Genomic DNA, 2,889 nt, shown 5'->3' on the forward strand with positions numbered 1-2,889 from the left:
CAATCCAGCATATACTTCTCAGTACTGTTCAATCTGCGGGCAGCATTTTGAGGAAAGATACGGCAGTCATCATGAACTGACCAAATGCAAGAAATGCGGCAAGATGAATGCGAACATCGCCGCAGCCAAAAACATATTGAGTAGATTAACTGACGAAGAAATCACGCTTTACACGCCTTACAAGCGAGTTAAGGAAATTCTTGCCAGTCGGATAAAAGAAGCATAAGGCAAGCAATACTACAAAGTTGAAGGCTCTAGCATGTAAGAGCAGTCAGCTTTAACGAACTCAGTTCGGGGTATTAAAATCGCGGCTTGACTGCTTCGAGAAGGCATCACGATATGCTTGCCTGCTTTTTAGCAGGCAAGATGCCTTTCCGACTGCCAGGCTAAAAGTTTTCAGTGGGGCAGATAAAAAGCTATTGGATGACGCTATCCGGCGTTATTTGACAGCCAACCGTACTCACTGACCTTAACTTCAAAAGGTTAAAAATCTGATTTCTTTTGCCAAGTTGAATCTACTCATAGATTTAACTAGAAAGGAATATCAGAAAAACTTACCAATATTGATGTGATTATCAATATTTAGTAAGTTTTATGATTCGGATAGAGAAATCTAGATAATTAAAAGCGACTCATAAAATGAGCCGCTTTTTTGTTCGGCTTTTATCCCTTAATTTTTGCTTGTTAAAGTTTTTGTTCAAAAAGAATGAGGTCACATCCGATTGTAAGCGGAACGATATCTAAAAAATGTTCGCTAACCTCTTGACCAAACTTTTTTAAGTTGTTATCCTTAGTTCAAGAAAGAAATTACGAACAGTAATTCCTGTTTATATTATTATAGTTCGTGTTAATCGGAGGGTTAAAAATGGCAGAATTGCTTTATCAGGGTAAGACTAAGGAAATGTGGACCACTGACGATCCAGAAGTGCTCCGCGCTGTTTACAAGGACGATGCTACCGCTTTGGACGGCTTGAAGCACGATGTATTCCAAAACAAGGGTGAACTTGACGCGGAAATTTCCAGCCTGGTTTTCGAATATTTGATGAAGCATGGGGTGAAGACGCACTTTATCAAGCGCTTGTCTAAAAACGAACAATTGGTCAAGAAGGTCAAGATGATCGACCTGGAAGTCGTTACCCGGAACATCGCGGCTGGATCATTCTGTAAGCGTTATGGCTTGAAAGAAGAAGGCAAGAAGCTGGACACTCCAGTTGAAGAACTATTCATGAAGAGCGACGCCTTGCACGACCCGCTGATGAATGAATCAGACGCCATTGCCTTCCACTTGCTGACTCATGAAGAACATGAACAGATCTGGGAAATCTCCCGCCAGGTCAACCAGCTTTTGACCAAGCTCTTTGCCGATGCTGGCATGCTGCTGGTTGACTTCAAGGTTGAATTCGGGACCCTGCCAAACGGCGAAGTCGTCCTGGCTGACGAATTCTCACCAGACAACTGCCGCCTGTGGGACATGGAAACCAAGGACCACATGGACAAGGACGTTTACCGCCGGCAAATCGGCAACCTGATCGATGTTTACGAAAGAGTTTTGGCCCGTTTGAAGGATGCTTTGGCCAAGGAGGATTAAGCAAATGACTACTGTACGGATTTACGTTACTTACAAGCAATCAGTTTTCGACCCGCAAGGTGAAGCCATCACCAACTCAATTCACTCTTTGGGCCACGATGAAGTCAAGGGCGTCAAGGTCGGCAAGTTCTTCGATGTAACTATTGAAGAAGGAGACAAGCTTGTAGCCGAAACTGTCAAGGAAATTTCTGAAGGGCTGCTGGTCAACTTCAACATGGAAACCTACAGCTACAAGATCTTGGAGGAAAAATAATGAAGTTTGCGGTAATCCAATTCCCGGGCTCCAACTGCGACATCGACCTCTACGAAGCCCTGCACACGGTTTGCGGGGCTGACGTGGCCTACGTTCCTTCAAAGGAAAGCAGTCTGGACGGCTTTGATGCTGTTATGCTGCCAGGTGGCTTCTCATACGGGGACTACTTGAGAGCCGGCGCTATTGCCCGCTTTACCAATATCATGCCCGCTATTGTCGAAATGGCCAAGGCCGGCAAGCCGGTCTTCGGGACCTGCAACGGTTTCCAGATCTTGACCGAAGCTGGCCTTTTGCCAGGCGCTTTGAAGAGAAATGACTCTTTGAAGTTTGTCTGCAAGACGGTTGAACTGGAAGTAGCCAACAACGACACCATCTTTACTTCTGAATACCAAAAGGGCGAGAAGATCAACCTGCCGATCGCGCACGCTGACGGCTCCTTCTACGCCGACCCGGAAACCTTGCAGAAGATCGAAGACAATGGCCAGGTCGTTTTCCGCTACTCAAAGGAAAACCCGAACGGCTCTTTGAACAATATTGCCGGGATCACCAACGAAAGAGGCAATGTCTTAGGGATGATGCCTCACCCGGAACGGGCAGTCGAAGCCCTCTTGGGCGACACCGACGGCTTGCATCTGTTTAAGTCAATTTTGGACCACGCGGAGGTAAAAGCGTAATGATGCAGGAAATGACTCCAGAAGAAATCAAAGAAAAGAAGCCTTATCTCGATTGGAGCTTGTCTGAAGAAGAATACGACTACATCTGTGACAAGCTTTTGCACCGCTTGCCAAACTACACTGAAACCGGCCTTTTCTCAGCCATGTGGAGCGAACACTGCTCATACAAGAAGTCTAAGCCGGTTCTCCGTCTCTTCCCAACCAAGGGTCCCCGCATTTTGCAAGGGCCTGGTGAAGGGGCAGGGGTTGTTGACATCGGTGACGGCCAAGCTGTCGTTTTCAAGGCTGAAAGCCACAACCACCCAACTGCTGTCGAACCTTACCAAGGGGCAGCTACTGGTGTCGGCGGGATCCTGCGTGACGTCTTCAGCATG

5 protein-coding genes are annotated in these 2,889 nt (G+C 46.8%); all 5 read left to right on the plus strand.

The features are described 5' to 3' along the window. Positions 1 to 226: zinc ribbon domain-containing protein (locus FD23_RS00005; protein WP_155515438.1), on the plus strand; the 226-nt coding region annotated here is incomplete at its 5' end. A 639-nt stretch (positions 227 to 865) separates the two neighbouring features. Continuing rightward, the gene (gene purC / locus FD23_RS00010; protein ID WP_025895968.1) at positions 866 to 1,588 is read left to right on the plus strand and encodes a phosphoribosylaminoimidazolesuccinocarboxamide synthase; all 723 of its coding nucleotides are present in this window, start codon (positions 866 to 868) and stop codon (positions 1,586 to 1,588) included. Between the two features lie 4 nt (positions 1,589 to 1,592). After that, entirely contained in the window at positions 1,593 to 1,841 is a 249-nt protein-coding gene (gene purS / locus FD23_RS00015; protein ID WP_025895969.1) for a phosphoribosylformylglycinamidine synthase subunit PurS, read from the plus strand. Further along, positions 1,841 to 2,515 (plus strand): phosphoribosylformylglycinamidine synthase subunit PurQ, encoded by a 675-nt coding sequence (gene purQ / locus FD23_RS00020; protein ID WP_013439865.1) that lies wholly within the window; start codon positions 1,841 to 1,843, stop codon positions 2,513 to 2,515. Before purS ends, purQ begins: the two co-directional genes overlap by 1 nt. Next, positions 2,515 to 2,889 (plus strand): AIR synthase related protein (locus FD23_RS10020; RefSeq protein ID WP_236743846.1); only part of this gene is annotated, 375 nt, incomplete at its 3' end. The genes purQ and FD23_RS10020, both read left to right, overlap by 1 nt.

Origin of the sequence: Lactobacillus delbrueckii subsp. delbrueckii DSM 20074 = JCM 1012, assembly GCF_001433875.1 — a bacterium.
Taxonomy (GTDB): Bacteria; Bacillota; Bacilli; order Lactobacillales; family Lactobacillaceae; genus Lactobacillus; species Lactobacillus delbrueckii.

What these genes read in the sequence shown, in the direction of transcription:
- purC (WP_025895968.1), top strand. Translation starts at nt 866, where the DNA reads ATGGCAGAATTGCTTTATCAGGGTAAGACTAAGGAAATGTGGACCACT.
- purS (WP_025895969.1), top strand. Translation starts at nt 1,593, where the DNA reads ATGACTACTGTACGGATTTACGTTACTTACAAGCAATCAGTTTTCGAC.
- purQ (WP_013439865.1), top strand. Translation starts at nt 1,841, where the DNA reads ATGAAGTTTGCGGTAATCCAATTCCCGGGCTCCAACTGCGACATCGAC.